General features: G+C 60.3%; 13 protein-coding genes and 2 pseudogenes. 10 read left to right on the top strand and 5 right to left on the bottom strand.

Going from position 1 to position 16,206, the window contains the following annotated elements:
- Positions 1-2 precede the first annotated feature (2 nt).
- The gene (locus tag CIT26_RS21530) at positions 3-479 is read right to left on the bottom strand and encodes a hypothetical protein (protein ID WP_095494445.1); all 477 of its coding nucleotides are present in this window, start codon (positions 477-479) and stop codon (positions 3-5) included.
- 571 nt (positions 480-1,050) lie between these two features.
- On the opposite strand from CIT26_RS21530, the gene CIT26_RS21525 reads away from it, so the two are divergent.
- The 9 genes from CIT26_RS21525 to CIT26_RS21485 all read left to right on the top strand — a co-directional run bounded on the left by CIT26_RS21525 (position 1,051) and on the right by CIT26_RS21485 (position 10,711).
- Positions 1,051-2,724: an aromatic/alkene/methane monooxygenase hydroxylase/oxygenase subunit alpha gene (locus CIT26_RS21525; RefSeq protein ID WP_206072795.1), complete on the top strand. Its 1,674-nt coding sequence runs from the start codon at positions 1,051-1,053 to the stop codon at positions 2,722-2,724.
- A 51-nt stretch (positions 2,725-2,775) separates the two neighbouring features.
- Positions 2,776-3,837 carry an NADH:ubiquinone reductase (Na(+)-transporting) subunit F gene (locus tag CIT26_RS21520; protein WP_095494444.1) on the top strand — a complete coding sequence of 354 codons (1,062 nt, stop codon included), beginning with the start codon at positions 2,776-2,778 and terminating at the stop codon, positions 3,835-3,837.
- A 50-nt stretch (positions 3,838-3,887) separates the two neighbouring features.
- Positions 3,888-4,946, top strand: a complete 1,059-nt coding sequence (locus CIT26_RS21515) for an aromatic/alkene monooxygenase hydroxylase subunit beta (protein ID WP_095494443.1) — start codon at positions 3,888-3,890, stop codon at positions 4,944-4,946.
- Positions 4,947-4,962: 16 nt separating this feature from the next.
- Positions 4,963-5,334 carry an MmoB/DmpM family protein gene (locus tag CIT26_RS21510; protein WP_006206781.1) on the top strand — a complete coding sequence of 124 codons (372 nt, stop codon included), beginning with the start codon at positions 4,963-4,965 and terminating at the stop codon, positions 5,332-5,334.
- 75 nt (positions 5,335-5,409) lie between these two features.
- Entirely contained in the window at positions 5,410-6,432 is a 1,023-nt protein-coding gene (locus CIT26_RS21505; RefSeq protein WP_095494442.1) for an amidohydrolase family protein, read from the top strand.
- A gap of 5 nt (positions 6,433-6,437) precedes the next feature.
- Positions 6,438-7,232 (top strand): iron-sulfur cluster assembly protein, encoded by a 795-nt coding sequence (locus CIT26_RS21500; RefSeq protein ID WP_095494441.1) that lies wholly within the window; start codon positions 6,438-6,440, stop codon positions 7,230-7,232.
- 76 nt (positions 7,233-7,308) lie between these two features.
- Positions 7,309-8,940: a molecular chaperone GroEL gene (gene groEL, locus CIT26_RS21495; RefSeq protein WP_095494440.1), complete on the top strand. Its 1,632-nt coding sequence runs from the start codon at positions 7,309-7,311 to the stop codon at positions 8,938-8,940.
- A gap of 49 nt (positions 8,941-8,989) precedes the next feature.
- Positions 8,990-10,033 carry an NAD(P)-dependent alcohol dehydrogenase gene (locus tag CIT26_RS21490; protein WP_095494439.1) on the top strand — a complete coding sequence of 348 codons (1,044 nt, stop codon included), beginning with the start codon at positions 8,990-8,992 and terminating at the stop codon, positions 10,031-10,033.
- A 180-nt stretch (positions 10,034-10,213) separates the two neighbouring features.
- A complete protein-coding gene (locus CIT26_RS21485; RefSeq protein WP_167391500.1) occupies positions 10,214-10,711 on the top strand; it encodes a DUF1097 domain-containing protein in 498 nt (165 codons plus the stop codon).
- An 87-nt stretch (positions 10,712-10,798) separates the two neighbouring features.
- Here the strand turns inward: CIT26_RS21485 and CIT26_RS21480 are convergent, their stop codons facing one another.
- The 4 genes and pseudogenes from CIT26_RS21480 to CIT26_RS21470 form a co-directional block, all read right to left on the bottom strand.
- Positions 10,799-12,880 (bottom strand): sigma-54-dependent Fis family transcriptional regulator, encoded by a 2,082-nt coding sequence (locus tag CIT26_RS21480; RefSeq protein WP_095494437.1) that lies wholly within the window; start codon positions 12,878-12,880, stop codon positions 10,799-10,801.
- Positions 12,881-12,983: 103 nt separating this feature from the next.
- Positions 12,984-13,457: a hypothetical protein gene (locus CIT26_RS21475; protein ID WP_095494436.1), complete on the bottom strand. Its 474-nt coding sequence runs from the start codon at positions 13,455-13,457 to the stop codon at positions 12,984-12,986.
- Positions 13,458-13,659: 202 nt separating this feature from the next.
- A pseudogene (locus tag CIT26_RS36045) lies at positions 13,660-13,827 on the bottom strand (ribbon-helix-helix domain-containing protein); the annotation flags it as partial.
- A 158-nt stretch (positions 13,828-13,985) separates the two neighbouring features.
- Positions 13,986-14,195, bottom strand: a pseudogene (locus tag CIT26_RS21470) (VOC family protein); the annotation flags it as partial.
- A 1,726-nt stretch (positions 14,196-15,921) separates the two neighbouring features.
- On the opposite strand from CIT26_RS21470, the gene CIT26_RS21465 reads away from it, so the two are divergent.
- On the top strand, positions 15,922-16,206 hold a 285-nt coding region (locus CIT26_RS21465), incomplete at its 3' end, for an ATP-dependent DNA ligase (RefSeq protein WP_483423509.1).

The raw sequence follows: 16,206 nt of genomic DNA, 5'->3' as shown, positions 1-16,206 counted from the left end.
TGTCATTTTTCGCTTCCAGCCATCGGTCCGTGCGGTTTTTCAAAAGCTGACAGCAACCTGGGCAACGTGCCCGCCTGCGAATGGAACTGTTTTTCAGCCGTTTCGATGTGGCTCTTGAGCTGATCCCAGATGTCGACGCGGATCATCGATGTCGTATCGCCGGTGAGGTGCTCGATCTCGTCGACGCGGAACTGACGCGACAGCGAAACGCCGGAAAACACGAAGTCGCGCAACAGGATCGCGTGGTTCTCGATGAACAGATGGATCATCGGATGGGTTTCCGTGGTGACGCCGCCGGCGGCAAGCTCGGCCCGGATGAAATCCTGGAAGTGGCTCTGGAGGCGATGTTGGCTCTCGCCCATGAAGCGCATGACAAAGACCAGATCGCGGGGCATCAGCCTGACAAGATCGCCGGTGACGCCATCGGCCTGGCTGGGCATCGGCTCGTGCGGCCCTCGGCTGTCTTTGTTGTTCGGCATGGTCTCTCTCCGGCGCGACGCCCGTCCATGGGGCCATCGCCGTCAAATAGTAGAGAAAGAGTAACAAATGAATAGATAATATTTTTTGTCGGATTTGCTGCACTTGCTAACTAAGTATGTTGCAATTGCGAATAGATGCTAAATATTACAGGCGTACGTTACAACTGTAAAAGAACGTTACAGTTGGCTATCAGCTCATATGCCGAAAGAGCGGCGATTTTGTTTTTGAGCGCCAGCCATGGGTGCTGTTTTCAAATTGGCACGGCGCTTGCTTGTACACTTCCATAAGAAGCCCATCGCGCTTTTTGACGCGGTGCCAAAAGAACGAAGGAATGGAGGAGCAGGGAACTAGTCACGTCCGCCTCGACACGCCTATCGCACATGCGGTTGGCTCCGAGGATCCCTGCCAGACGCCTCTAAAACCTTTGCCGCGATCCACTTGAATGGCCGGACCATGAGTCGCGCCTGAATGCGCAACCCTTTGTCGTGCCGTTCGCACTCTCACTGGCGGTGCTGTGCGCCGCTTCATGCCGGGGTCGAGGGACCTGCGGCTCAAACCTGGTGGAGGCTTATGACCATGACGTCTCTGACGCTCAACAAGATTACCTCGCAACGCGGAATCTCCGTCGGCGAGGCGACCAAGAAGATTGCCGATCTCGGCTGGAATCCTTCCTACGTGCAGGAAGCGATGACGTTTCCGACGGACTATAAGATCAACAAGACGCCGCGCGACCCGATGAAGCAGGTTCTGCGGTCCTATTTCCCCATGCAGGAAGAGAAGGACAACCGCGTCTACGGTGCGCTGGATGCGGCATTGCGCGGCGACATGTTCCGCAACGTCGAGCCGCGCTGGGTCGAGTGGATGAAGCTCTTCCTGGCCATCATTCCCTTCCCGGAAATCTCCGCCGCTCGCTCGATGGCGATGGTCGCCCGCATCGCGCCCGGCGAGGAGCTCAGGACCGGCTTCACCATGCAGATGATCGACGAGTTCCGTCACTCGACGATTCAGATGAATTTGAAGAAATGGTACATGGAGAACTACATCGATCCGGCCGGCTTCGACATCACCGAGGAAGCCTTCGGAAAATGCTACGCCACGACCATCGGTCGGCAGTTCGCGGAAGGCTTCATCACCGGCGACACGATGACCGCCGCCTGCATGTACCTGACCGTGGTCGCCGAGACCGCCTTCACCAACACGCTGTTCGTCGCCATGCCATCGGAAGCCGCCCGCAATGGTGACTATGCGCTGCCCACCGTCTTCCTGTCGGTGCAGTCCGATGAGAGCCGGCATATCGGCAATGGCCATTCGCTGCTGATGGCGGCGCTCAAGGAGCCGGAAAATCACCTCTTGCTCGAGCGCGACCTTCGCTACGCCTTCTGGCAGAACCACGCGATCGTCGACGCGGCCATCGGCACCTTCATCGAATACGGCACCACCAACCGCGACAAGAACAAGGAGTCCTACGCGGAAATGTGGCACCGCTGGATCTACGAGGACTACTACCGCACCTACATGCTGCCGCTCGAGAAATACGGCATCAAGGTCCATCACGACGACGTCCAGGCGGCCTGGGAACGCATTACCAAGAAGAATTACGTCCACAAGGTCGGACAGTTCTTCGCGGTCGGCTGGCCGGTCAACTTCTGGCGCATCGAAGCCCAGACCGACAAGGACTTCGAGTGGTTCGAGCACAAGTATCCGGGCTGGTACGCCGAATTCGGCGACTTCTGGAAATGGTACGCCAAGCTCAGCCACAAGGGCGAGAAGGTGTTGCTGTTCAACAGCGACGTCGGTTACGTCTATCCGCACCGCTGCTGGTCCTGCCTCGTTCCCTGCCTGATCCGTGAGGATATGGTTGTCGGCGAGATCGACGGCCAGCTGCACACCTTCGCCCACGAACTCGACAAGTGGACTGCCACCGTGGCGTTCGCCGACGAGTATCAGGGCCGGCCGACGCCCGCGATGGGCCGCTTCAGCGGCAAGCGCGAGTGGGAGACGCTCTATGACGGCTGGGATCTGGCCGATGCGATCAAGGACCTGAACTTCGTCCGCTCTGACGGCAAGACGCTCGTCCCGCAGCCGCATATGCGCTTCGACGACACGGAGATGTGGACGCTGGACGACGTGCGAGGCAACAAGCTCGGGTCGCCGCTCAACGCGCTGCGTGCCATGTCGCCCGCGGACCGTGAGAAGCACCTGGCGGAATACCGGGCCGGCTTCACGATCAATCCCTGCAACTGATCAGGCCAAGGGGCGGGTTCGTCCCGCCCCTTCTCTTTACTGGAGGTCCGTATGTCGGAAACCCACACGGTCAGGCTTAGCCCGGTCGGCGTCGAATTCGATGTCGAAAATGGCGAAACGGTGCTCAACGCCGCGTTCCGCCAGGGCATCGCGCTGCCGCACGGCTGCAAGGAAGGGCAATGCTCAGCCTGCAAGAGCGTGTTGCTCGACGGCGAAGTCGACATGCTCAAATACTCGACCTTCGCGCTGAACGACATGGAGAAGGAGAGCGGCCACGTCCTTTTGTGCCGCTGCATCGCCTACTCCGATCTGGAAGTCGAGCTTCTCAACTACGACGAGGAGATTTTGGCGAAAGCGATCGCTGTGAAGACGTTCAAGGGCCGGATTGCTCGGATCGAGCACCTGACCCACGACATTCGCGGCATCGAGATCGAACTCGGCTCGCCGATAAAGTTCTGGGCGGGACAATATGTCGACATCACGGTTATCACGCAAAAAGGGGAGACGATTACGCGCTCGTTCTCCATGGCAAATACGCCGGACCAAACCGAAAAACTCTGCTTCATCATCAAAAAATACCCTGAGGGAAAGTTCTCCGGAGAACTCGATTCCGGAGGAATCAAGGTCGGAGCAGAGGTCACTGTCGTCGGACCCTACGGAACCTGTTTCCGCCGGGACGAACGGCAAGGACCCCTGATCCTGGTCGGGGCCGGATCGGGCATGTCACCGATCTGGTCTATCCTCAACGACCATCTGAAGAGCGGCGAGAAACGTCCGGTCTACTTCTTCTACGGCGCCCGCACCCGCAACGACCTGTTCTATCTCGACAGGATCGCTGAACTCGTCGGCAATCATTCCGACGTCACCTTCATTCCCGTGCTGTCGCACGCGAATGACGACGCTGAATGGCAAGGCGAGCGCGGTTTCGTCCACCAGAGTGTCGACGCCAAGCTCAAGCAACTGGCGGTCGACGGGCAGGGCGATGTTCATGCCTGTGGTCCGCCGCCAATGATCGATGCGCTTCAGCCGGTTCTGTTCATGAATGGGTTCGAGACGGAGCGGATCTTCTTCGACAAGTTCACCACATCGGCAGGTGCAACGCCGGCCCACTAAGAGGGCGGCCGCGCAACTGTAACCACAACTGCAACAAGGGAGTGAAGACTATGCCAGCTACCTCGAGTTCAGTCGGATCCGGAGCCGCCGGCGCGGCGCTTTTTGCCGACTCCGACAGCCGGAAGTACCGGTATTTCGACCCGAAGGGCCAGCGTGCGACCCACTACGAGGACATGACGGTCGACGTGCAGCCCGATCCCGAGCGTTACCTGATCCAGGACTGGATCATCTCCTTTGCCGACGGCAAGGGCGCCTATGTCAAGCAGAACACCGCCGCGCAGAGCTCCAACTGGCATGCCTTCCGCGCTCCGGACCAGGAATGGGAGCGTACGCACTACCAGCGTCAGTCGAAGATCGAGACGATGGTGCAGAGCGTCATCAACAATGCCCGCAAATCGGGCGCGCCCAAGACTTTCGACAAAGCCTGGGTCAAGATCCTGCAGACGCAGCTCGGCGCGTGGAAACATGCCGAATTCGGGCTCGGCACCTCGCTGATGCAGGCACAGCGCTACGGCTATACCCAGATGATCAACAACGCGACGTTGACCAACTCGTCCTACAAGCTCCGGCTTGCGCAGGACATTACGCTCTACCTTGCCGAGATCGGCATGGACCTTTCCGGCTGGGACGACGAACTCGGCAAGAAGACCTGGCTCGAAGACAAGAACTGGCAAGGCACCCGCGAAGCGGTCGAGACCATCATGGGCGCGACCGACTATCTCGAACAGTATTTCGCCATCAACATCGTCTTCGAACCGCTGGTCGGGGAAGCATTCCGCTCAGGGTTCCTGATGCAGATCGCAGCCGCCAACCATGACTTCATCACGCCTGCAGTGATCTCGGCGGCCGAGGCCGACTACGAGCGCAACCTCGCCAACACGATCGACCTCATGCACTTGCTCGCCAACGATGAGAAACACGGCGCGACGAACAAGAAGCTCTTCCAGGGCTGGGTCAAGAAACACGGCGCGCTCGCCGACAAGGCAGCCATCGGCCTGCAGCCGATCTGGTCGATGCCGCATTCCAAGCCAGTCGCGTTCGCGGATGTCCGCGCCAAATCCGAGGAACGGATTGGCCAGATCCTCGGCGAACTCGGCCTCAAGCGCTGACACAGGGAGAAATGCCATGTCACTAGCAGCACGCGACGCAACGCATTCCAACATCTTCAAGGAGATGAAGGACATCACCTTCGAACAGACGATTTCGCATCAATGCGGCGTCACCATGAATGACTCGGTCGAGGCCAGGGCCATCGCCGAATTCATGGGCCAGAAGCCGGGGGTGACCATCACCTACCAGCCGGCACTGATCCGCATCGACGGTGACGGCAAGCTGATCTTCAAGATGGACGCGATCGGTGAATATCTCGGCCGTGAGATTTCAGCGGAGACCTTCGAGGTCAACACCTCCACCCACTACGGCCGCATGGTTCGCGTCGACGACAACACCGTGATCCTGTTCGGCAACATGGATGAGATGTTCGAATACATCGAATAGCCGCCAAAAAAACCGGGCGCGCCGCCCTGGTTGCGGCGTGCCGAACCGATCAACGCCCATCTCGCGGAGGGAAGAATGTTTAGGACACCGGAAGGCAAGGATATCTTCGTGGTCGACGGCCACACCCATTTCTGGGACGGCAGCCCGGACAACCAGAAAAATGTCCACGGCAAGCAGTTCATCGATTGCTTCTACGCCTATCACACCGGGCTGAGCCCCAAGGACCAGCTTTGGGAGAAGAGCAAATTCGAGAAATACAGCGCCGACGATCTCTATCGCGACCTGTTCATCGACGGTCCCGATGATGTGGCGATCGTCCAGTCGACCTATCTCAAGGACTTCTACAAGAACGGCTTCAACACGATCGAGCGCAACGCCGAAGTGGCCAAGCGCTATCCGGAGCGTTTCATCGTCAACGGCGCCTTTGACCCCCGCGACGGTGAGAAGGCTCTCGAATACATCCACTTCCTCAAGGAGACCTACAACGTCAAGGGCGTGAAGATGTACACGGCCGAATGGAACGGCGCTTCCAAGGGCTGGAAGCTCACCGATCCCGATGCCTACAAGTGCTTCGAGCTCTGCGACAAACTCGGCATCAGCAACATCCACGTCCACAAGGGCCCGACGATCCTGCCGCTCTCGAAGGATGCGTTCGACGTGCATGACGTGGACCACGCGGCGACGGATTTCCAAGGCCTCAACTGGATCATCGAGCATTGCGGCCTGCCACGCCTCGACGATTTCTGCTGGATCGCGACGCAGGAAACCAACGTCTATGGTGGACTTGCGGTAGCGCTGCCCTTCATCCATTCCCGCCCGCGCTATTTCGGCGAAGTCATCGCCGAACTGCTCTTCTGGCTCGGGCCGGAGAAGATCCTGTTCGGTTCCGACTACGCGATTTGGACGCCGCGCTGGCTGGTCGAGAAATTCTGGGCCTATCAGATCCCCGACGACATCGCTGCCGAACGCGGAGTGCAACTCACCGACGAGATCAAGGAGAAGATCCTCGGCCTCAACGCCGCGCGTCTTTACGACATCGATGTCGATTCCAAGAAGAAGGCACTCGCGGGCTCCCCCTTCAGCATAGCAGCGGAGTAGCCACGATGGGCGCCGCCAGAATACCTAGCCGCCAAGCAGAAGTATGGCGGCGGCTAACTGAGGTCAATGACCCGGAACTCGACGAACCGGTGACCGAGATGGGCTTTGTCGAGCGGGCCGAGGTTACGAGCGATGGCAGCGTGGAGATAGACTTCCGCCTGCCGACCTACTGGTGCTCGCCCAACTTCGCGTTCCTCATGCTGGACGGCGTCCGCAAGGCGCTCGACCAGCTATCGTGGTCACCAGCCTATCGCGTCAAGCTGCACGATCACATGTTCGCGGAAGAGGTCAATCGTGGCATGGAAGCCGGCAAGACATTCGGCGATATATTCGCCGAGCTTGCCGAGGATCAGGATCTCGGCGCTTTGCGCGAAACCTTCAGGATGAAGGCATTCAAGCGCCGCCAGGAGGCAGTCTTGCGCGGCCTCAGGCAGCACGGTCTGACAGATCGGGAAATCCTCGCCATGGACCTTCCGGCATACGACGTCGCCCGGTTCGAACCGGGCGAGGCGGCCAACCAGAAGCCGAGGTACAGGGCGGCTTTGCTCGAGCGCTACCCCGACCGCCGCACGGATGATCCTGTCTTCGTGACATGGGAAGGGCAACGCATTCCGCCCGCCGCACTCGGGGCCCATCTCGCCGAACTGCGCGGTGTGCGCGTCAACATGGAGTTCAACGGCGCGCTGTGCCGTGGACTCAAGCAGACGAGATACAAGGAACTGGATGTGGTCGACGGCGAACCGACGCTGGTCGATTTCATCATGAACCGCGTGCCGGCACGAGCCGCGCCGACCGCCTGAAGCAGAGCTGAAACAACGGCCTCCCTCGCACGAGGCCCCTAACCAACAACCCGCCCGTAAGGCGGAAGGAGGAATCATGCCCAAAATAATGCTTCACAACTCGGAAGCCCGCCGTGCTCTCGCCCGTGGTGTCTTTCGCCTGGCCGCTGCCGTCGAGCCGACGCTCGGCCCCAAGGGTATGAACGCCATGATCGACCGGCCGATCGGCACGCCGATGGTGACCCGTGACGGTGTCAGCATCGCCTCAGAAATCGAGCTGCATGATCGTTTCGAAAACATGGGCGCGCAGGTGGTCCGCGAGGTGTCGATGCAGACCAACGAGGTCGCCGGCGACGGCACCACGACTGCCATCGTGCTCGCCAACGCTCTCATCCAAGGCGGTGTAGAGGCGAATGAACGCGGCGTGAAATCCGTCGATCTGTGCAAGGGCATCGACCTTGCCGTTGCGGCGGTGGTGGCCGCGCTCAAAGCCTCGGCCAAGCTGGCAAAGGGGAACGGCATCCTGGCTTCGGTCGCCAATATCGCTGCGACAAACACGAAGCTTGGCGCGCTGGTTGCCGAAGCCCATCAGCGCGTGGGAGCCGAAGGTGTCATCACCACGGACTTCAGCGTCACCACCGAGACCACGCTCGATGTGGTCGAGGGCATGTCCTTCGAACGCGGCTATCTTTCTCATCACATGGTGACTGACCAAGAGAAGATGGAGGCGGTTCTCGAACGGCCCTACATCCTGATGACCGATCTCAAGATCAAGGAGCCTGAGGCGCTGAATGCGGTTCGCCGCATTGCCGACGAGGATGGTCGGCCGCTGCTTATTGTGTCCGAGGAAATGTCGCCGGAAGTTGTGGTGACGCTGCTCGGCAAGCAGGGACCTGGAAAATACCTCGTCGTCCATCCGCCGGAATATGGCCATTGGCGCAAGGCGATGATGGAGGATCTGGCGATCATCACCGGCGGCAAGGTGATCGCGCGCGACCTCGGCGGCCGGCTGGAGGACATCACCGCCGACGATCTCGGAACAGCCGACCGGGTCAAGACCAGTTCGTCCTACACCTCGATCATCCGCGGTGGTGGCGATCATGCGGCAATCGCGTCGCGTCGCGCCCAGGTGCAGCGGCAGTATGAAGCTTCGCCGCCGAACATCGACCAGGACAAGCTGCGCGAACGTCTGGCCAAGCTTTCTGGCGGCACCGCGATCCTTTATGCCGGCGGTGTCACACCCGTCGAGCAGAAGCGAACCATTCAGCTCATCGAGGATTCGCTGAATGCAGTACGCGCCGCATCCGAAGAGGGCGTGGTCGCCGGCGGCGGTTCGGCGCTTGCCCAGATCGCGCCGCTGCTCGACAAGGTGTCGGCCGGCGTCGACGGCGATGTCGCCGAAGGCGTGCGCCTGGTGCGGTCGGTGCTGTCGCGGCCACTCTGGCGCATCGCCGCCAATGCCGGCGCCGATCCCGAAGCAGTTGTGGCGGAAGTTACGCGCATCAATGGCGGCTACGGCTACAACGCGTCTGCCGGCAGCTATCAAAACATGTTCGAGGCAGGGATCATCGATCCGGTTCGTGTCACCTACACAGCACTCGCCAATGCGGCTTCGGTGGCCACGCTGATCCTGACCACTGAAACGCTGATTGGCCATCTCGCCGAGGACGAGGATCCGACGGCCGGACCGGCTCGCGGCGGCGGCTCCGAAAAGCTCGGCCGCGCCTAAGCAATCCGAAAGCGATCCGAACAAATCTCGACGTTGAAAGGATACGACGATGAAAGCTGCCAGACTGTACGAATACGATCCGCAAATGAATGTCCAGCTCAGGATCGAAGAGGTCAAGGCGCCGACAATCACCGCCCCCGACGAAGTGATCGTGCGGGTCGGTGCTGCCGGCCTTTGCCGCACCGACCTGCATATCATCGAGGGTGTGTGGAAGCCGACCATGGATCCCGAAGGCACGCTGTTGCCCTACATCATGGGTCACGAGAATGCTGGCTGGGTCGAGGAAGTTGGCAGCGGCGTCAAGTCGGTCAAGCGCGGCGACGCCGTGATCTGCCATCCCTTCCGCTCGTGCGGGATCTGCCTCAACTGCCGGCATGGCGAGGACATGTACTGCGACAACGGCCAGTTTCCCGGCCTTGGCATGAATGGCGGCTTCGCCGAATATTTCATCACCAGCGAGCGCTCGCTGATCAAGCTGAACGCCAATGTCACGCCGATCGAAGTGGCGCCCTTGGCTGACGCCGGCATCACCGCCTACCGCGCCGCCAAGCGGGCGGCCAAGCTGCTAAGGCCGGGGAGTTACTGCGTCCTGCTCGGCATAGGCGGGCTCGGCCACATCGCACTGCAGTCGCTGCATGCGATTTCGGGTTGCCGCATCATCGCCGTCGATCGCGAACCGGCGGCACAGGTGCTGGCCAAGGATCTTGGCGCCGACTACGTCCTTGATGGCGGGCCGAACATCGTCGAGGAGGTCAGCCAGATCACCGGCGGCGGCGCCCATGTGGTGATCGATTTCGTCGGCGAACTCGGCGTCGAGAACATCTGCTGGAAGATGGTGCGCAAGGGCGGCCAGCTATTCGTCGTCGGCTATGGCGGCAATATCAATGTGCCGACTGCCCATCTCGTCATCGAGGAGATCAACATCGGCGGCAGCCTGGTCGGCAATTTTACCGAGCTTGTCGAACTGATGGAGCTCAACGCCGACGGCAAGGTGAAGATGCACTACACCGAATACAACCTCGCCAGCATCAACACCGCACTCGACGATTTCAAGAACCGGCGGTTCACCGGCCGCGGCGTCATCGTGCCCTGAAGCATCTGGTCGGGCCTGCACGGAGCGAGCCCGACGTTTTGGTTCGCTTGCCGGTCCCGGCAAGCCTTTCTTTCTTGGGCGCCGCGGCTGATGCCATGGCTTTTCCGTATCGGGACGTCAGCGAAGCGTGGCCCTGAAACGAGTTCTTTGCTTCACAGTTTGGAAAAATGGGAGGACAATATGGATCTTATTACAGGACTGGCCGTCGTCATCGGCATTATGGGCGGCATTGCAACGTGGGCAGCGATCACGATCGGCAACCCCTATCTGCTGATCTGGGCGGTATTTGTGGGCTGGGGGAGTTTCTATCACTGTGGCGGCAAGGAAGCCGGGTTCAAGAATTCGGCGCTTGCAAACCTTTGGGGAGCGATCTGCGCCGCCGGCGCATTGATAGCACTGACGTCTATTGGTGTTACGGCTCTCACGGCCGGCATTTGCGTCGGCGTTTCAATCGTAGTCCTGATTCTCGCTGCCAAGCTGCCATTGCTGAGTGCGATTCCATCAGCGGTCTATGGCTACGCAACGACTGCGGCACTTTTTCTGCTTGGCGCTGCCGCCTATGGCGAGGGTCCAAGCGGCATCAGCAAAGTCGCGGCAGCTGTGGTGATTTCGCTGATCATTGGCAACAGTCTCGGCTACGTCTCCGAGAAAGTGACAGCTGCTGTCGTGAAGAGCTGATCTAACCCCCGCTACCGCTTCAGTGATTGACTTATTCCAACCCCGTGGCGCGAATGCCGCGGGCTTCTTTCGTGCCGGTGACAGGCTCTAGAGGAAACCGCGGCGGATGCCGTATTGCTCGAGCTTGCGGTAGAGCGTTGGCCGGGAGATGCCGAGCCGTCGCGCGACCCGGCTGAGGTTGCCGCCTTCCGCGGCCAAGGCCTTCTTCATCGCCTGGCGTTCCGCCTCGACGAGCGTGCCTCCGTCCTGCGGGGTCGCTGCACTGCTGTTCGATCCGGCTTCCGATCCAGAGCCGGACGCGGTGATCTCCTCGGGAAGGTCGTGAAGCCTGACATCGCGGCCGCGCGTCAGGACATGCAGCCGCCCGATGAGGTTCTTCAGTTCGCGTACATTGCCTGGCCAACCATAGGCGAGCAGGGCCTCGAGTGCTTCGTGCGAGAATTCCAGCGGCTCCTCGCCCGCTGCGGTGGCGATCTGCCGGTTGAAATGCTCGATCAGCAGCAGCACATCTTCGCCGCGCTCGCGCAGCGGTGGAACGGTGATCGAGACCGCGCCAATTCGATAGTAGAGATCGCGGCGGAAGCGGCCTGCGGCAATTTCCTGCTTGAGATCGCGATTGGTCGAGGCGACCAGGCGTACATCCACCGGGCGACCCCGGCTGTCGCCAATGCGGTGGACCACACGCTCTTCCAGCACACGCAGCAGGAACGGCTGGATCTCAAGGGGCAATTCGCCGATCTCGTCGAGACTGAGGACGCCACCATTGGCGAGCTCGAAAACGCCCGGTTTGCCTTCCCGCGAGGCGCCGGTAAAGGCGCCGGCGACATGGCCGAACAATTCGCTGCCGAACAGGTCTCTGCTAATCGCCCCGCAATTCATCGCAATGAACGGATCGTTTGCCGTGCGCCGGCTGCCGGCATGGACAAGCCGCGCAAACAGCTCTTTCCCGACCCCTGTCTCACCTTCGACCAACAGCGATGGTACGCTGCCCGACCGGGCGACGCGGCAGGCGACGTCGATGGCGGCCTGCAGCGCTTCGCTTTCGCCGACGATCATGGCGACAGCATCCTGAAGATGCTTGTTCACTTCCCGGTGGAGCACCGCCGCGCTGGAGACTGCCGGCACGGAGGGGAACACCAGCGCCGCGCCGCGGAGGTCGCCGTCGAGCTTGAGCGGCGTGATGTGGCAGGATCGCAGATGGGCCGGCAGCGCTCTGGCAAGATCGGCTTCGGAGCCGGAGGACGGAAGGTTCATCAGCCAGCGGCCACGGCCTGGCTCCATCGGGCCGTCCATCATCTCGGTGGTCTCGCCGTCAGGCACATTGTTGCAGAAGATGGCGCGGCCACGATGGTCGACGATTACCAGCCCGTCTTTTCGGCGGTAGCTGGGAGCCGATGAAATGAAAGCTTCGAGCAGGCGCGTGCGCTGTTCCTGCTGCTGTTCGGCCAATGCCTTTTCGATCTGCCGGGCTGTGGCGGCGACGAGCGCGGTGTTGTGCGGCCTGAAGATCGGCGAATAGCCTGACAGGTCGACGACACCGATGATCTTGCCGTCCAGCGGGTCGCGGATCGGCGCGCCGGCGCAGGTCCAGGATTTGATCCCGGCGCAGAAATGCTCGGCCGCATGCACGAAAGTCGGCTCACCGGTCCACAGCGCCGTACCGATGCCGTTCGTCCCGACGGCATCCTCGTTCCATTTGCCGCCGATGGCGAGGTGAATATCCATGCCGTCATGCAGCGTCTTCTTGTCGCCGATGGCGTCGATCAGCACGCCATCGCTGTCGGCCAAAACCAGCATCGCGCCGGTCCCGTCCAATAACTGGCCAAGGGAGGCGAACGACCGCCGTGCCGCCGAAAGCAGTTCTGCATTGGCCCGGGTCAGATATTCGATTTCGTCGCGATCACTGCTCAGCGGCGCTTCAATGCCTTGAGCGTTGATGCCGCCGGTGGCACTGCGATACCAGGAATCGTGAATGAGGGAGCGAACGTGGCTTGGGTGGACAGGATCGCGGGCGCATTTGGGCTCGTCAGCCAGAAAACTTTCCCAGGCGCGCATGGTGGCACGCTCGTCATAGTCGATGTTGCTCAAAGCCATTTGGCCGGTGGCCAGCGAGGCACGCGCCGGAAGGGCATCGATCTTCATCTGATTGGGGCCTATCTCGCGTTTCATTCAGTCATCACAGAACCTTTGAGGTATGCCATTTCTGTATGCTGTCGCGTTCGTATGCTGCCGCGAGTTGGACGTGAAGAAGCAGGCCCAGGCGTCTGCCTGATCAGTTGATGCCGAGTTTCGCGCCGATGTCGAAGGCAAGCTGTTCTTCGGTATAGGTGGCAGCGAGGCGGGACCCGTCCAGGTCCGCAAGCGCCTCGGCAACGGTTTCGTCGACCGGCGAGAAGAAGCCATTCTGCTTTGTTGCCAGCACGAAGACCTCGTCGCCGCCGCGGTAGCGGATATCGCCGATGTGATGAAGTTGACGCCCTGTGTTCTGATCCTTCGAAATTACGCGGCCGTTCATGGTGACCTGGATGGACGGCTTGGCCTCGGCCACCGGTGCCGCGCCGCCACCGACATGGATGATCAGGCCTTCCGCCTTCGGTTGCTGGCGTGGCTTTCGCGAAGCTGAATAGCCGCCGCCGCTGATCTGGTCGGCAAGGCGGACGATTGTCGAGCGGTTCTGCTCAATCAGTCGTTTGACCTGCATGTCCTCGCGCCGCGGGTCATCCCGCTTCGAGATGATTTCGACCATGAATCCTCCCAGATTCGCTCAGCGTCGCCGTCGATACGGCTCATTCTTCTCTTGAAGTGAACCTTACACCGCCTCCGCAAAGTTCGCCATTGATATCACATAGCGCTAAAATTCAGGTCGCTGGTAGCAGGCGGCTGCTACACGGGTTTTTCCGGTACTGGGCGCGTTTGAGCAATGCCCGCGGATCAGGCTGCCTTGCTCTTCAATTCCGCGGCTTCGCCGTCGAGTGGTCGCCTGTCGCGCAGGTAGTGCGCAGCATGGAGGCAAAGTTTGGGATATGGCCGTTGATCTCCAGCGCTTCGTCGTAAAACGTCGATAGGAACTTAGGCGCCGTCATCCCCTGTCCATGGGCGATCTCATCCAACAGCGAGGATTACTCGTTGCGTAGTTGTCAGTGCTGGACAGATACGTACATCATTGCGGCGCCGGACAACAACTCAGCTGGTTCGGAATCGAGCTTCGGGCAAGATCCGTGAGGGCGCACCATCGAACGTTTGCGTCATCGACCGCCATTGAGGCGCGCAAAGCCTACGTGTAGCGTCCGTGGCGCTGCAGCACCTCGATCTGATAGCCGTCGGGGTCGGCCACGAAAAAGAAACGCGCAAGCAACGCGCCTTGGTGATTGAACTCGACAATTTTCCGCGGATTGAAACCTGCTACCGCCAAGCGCTCGTGTTCTGCCTCGAGATCATCAACGCAAAGAGCCATGTGGCCATAGCCGTCGCCAAGCGCGTAGGGAATGTGAGCGCGCCACGGCAAACGGCGCTGAAGTCGTGCCACCCGAAATTATCGACTTGACGATTTGCGCGGTGTCTTCTGCCCGGCTAGGACGAAGTTCATCGGGCATGGCCTGATGACGATCCACCCCAGCGTTGCGCGCATGTAGCGGCAACGGAAGAAGTCATCATGAGGATGCCGCCGTTGGCAACACGAGTCGTAGATACGACCGGGCAGGCGACGCGTTCTGCGAAGCGTTTCACTGGTTGGCTGGCCGGTTGTAGACTTCAAGCGGCGCCGCCGCTTACTGGATCTTGCCGCCGTTCATGAACACAATCATGCTGCCCATTGTCATGGCGTCGGCCTGGTCGTGCGTGGCGCAACGGCCGTGGTTCCGATCTCCTGATGCATGCTAGTCAGGAAACTTCGAGCTTAAACTTGGCCATGCGGACGACATGACCCATACACTTGCCGGCCTAGAGGGAGCCGCATACGGGAAGGTGGCTTTTTTCATGTCCCGACCCATCAAGCATGGCAACGCAAACGACGGGCGATGATCGCCCAGCCTAGTCCACCATGTCACGCAGCGGCTTCTTGCGTTTGGCGGCCTGTACTTCTCGACCAGCCTGAGCTTGTCGATGTCGACCGTCACCAGTGGGTCCCATATCTATCGTAGCGGGGAGGCCAGCGTTACGAACAACCGCACTTCGCGCCCGATGTCGATGGGCTGAGGGAGCCCTATTGTAAGGTCGGCAGCGGCTCATGGTCGGGAAGGTGATAGATGCGCTCCCCAGTGTTGGAACTGATGTGCCAGAAGCGGGTGTGCCTGCTCCGATAGAGGACTAGGAGCCCTCGGCCAAGCTCGTTGATCAACGGCGCAGTCCTTTCGGTCGGCGGAACTTTTCACCAGGTGGACTGTCTCAGCGTCAACCGTAAAGGCAGGGGGGCCCGGACGAGGCGANTGGCACGCTGATCAGCCCGGCCCCCATGCCGGAGAGCGCGGCGACCAAGCCGTCAGCTACACCACTCCCTGGGACACGATCAATGCGTATCCTTTCTATTGAGCCGGCCGCCCATGCGGGTGACGGGCGATTTCCATGCGTCGCTAGGTTCGACGCGGAGCTGACGCCAGACATCCGAATCTATGGGCTGCGACTTCTTCGGTCGCCAGACGGTCGATTCCTCACCTACTCACCGTCTTCGGGCGGAAAAAGATGCGCGACCTTCCCACCTCGATTTGAGGGCGGCCCAGGCGTTGCTGATGTTCTCTTGGGCTTCCTGGTTCCTCGCTGAGATGGACTGTCTCAGCGTCAACCGTGTAGGCGGGGCCCTGTTCCATCAAAGTCTAACGACTGGGAAAGCGCACTGTAAAGCACGTGCGGTAACAGTTGATTCAACCATTACTGGTATTTTGGAGGNGGCCCTGTTCCATCAAAGTCTAACGACTGGGAAAGCGCACTGTAAAGCACGTGCGGTAACAGTTGATTCAACCATTACTGGTATTTTGGAGGAGTGTGGTAGCGGCTCCGACAGTGGCGCGGGAAGGCGAATTGCCGGAGCCGCCAGCGCAGCCCGTTTGGGGTTAGACCGCGCCGTCCTATTCTGGGACAGCACGGTCAACGATTCGTTAAAATGTTCCGGAACTAATTAAGAGCATGCTAATTGAATCGCGGTTTTGCGAGTCAATGCATGCGTTTGAAGTTTGTCCCGCCACCAATGCCGACTTTGGTTGAGAAGCCTCCCGAGGGTGACAACTGGATTCACGAGGTCAAGTTCGACGGCTACCGGCGTTGACGAAAGCGGAACGCGCATTTTCACCCGCCGTGGCTTGGACTGGACGGCGAAATACCGCGACCTGGCCGCCGCATCGAAGTCGCTCGATGTGGACGGCGCCATCATCGACGGTGAGATCATCGTGCTCAATGATGCCGGCCTGTCGGATTTCACGGCTTTGCGTAAGGCCTTCACGCGGCGCCAGCACGATCTCTACTTTGTTGCCTTCGATCTGCTGCACCTCAACGGCCACGACCTG

It is taken from the genome of Mesorhizobium temperatum, assembly GCF_002284575.1.
GTDB classification, from domain to species: Bacteria; Pseudomonadota; Alphaproteobacteria; order Rhizobiales; family Rhizobiaceae; genus Mesorhizobium; species Mesorhizobium temperatum.
The sequence above is the reverse complement of the archived record's forward strand: the minus strand, read 5'-3'. Positions and strand labels throughout refer to the sequence as shown.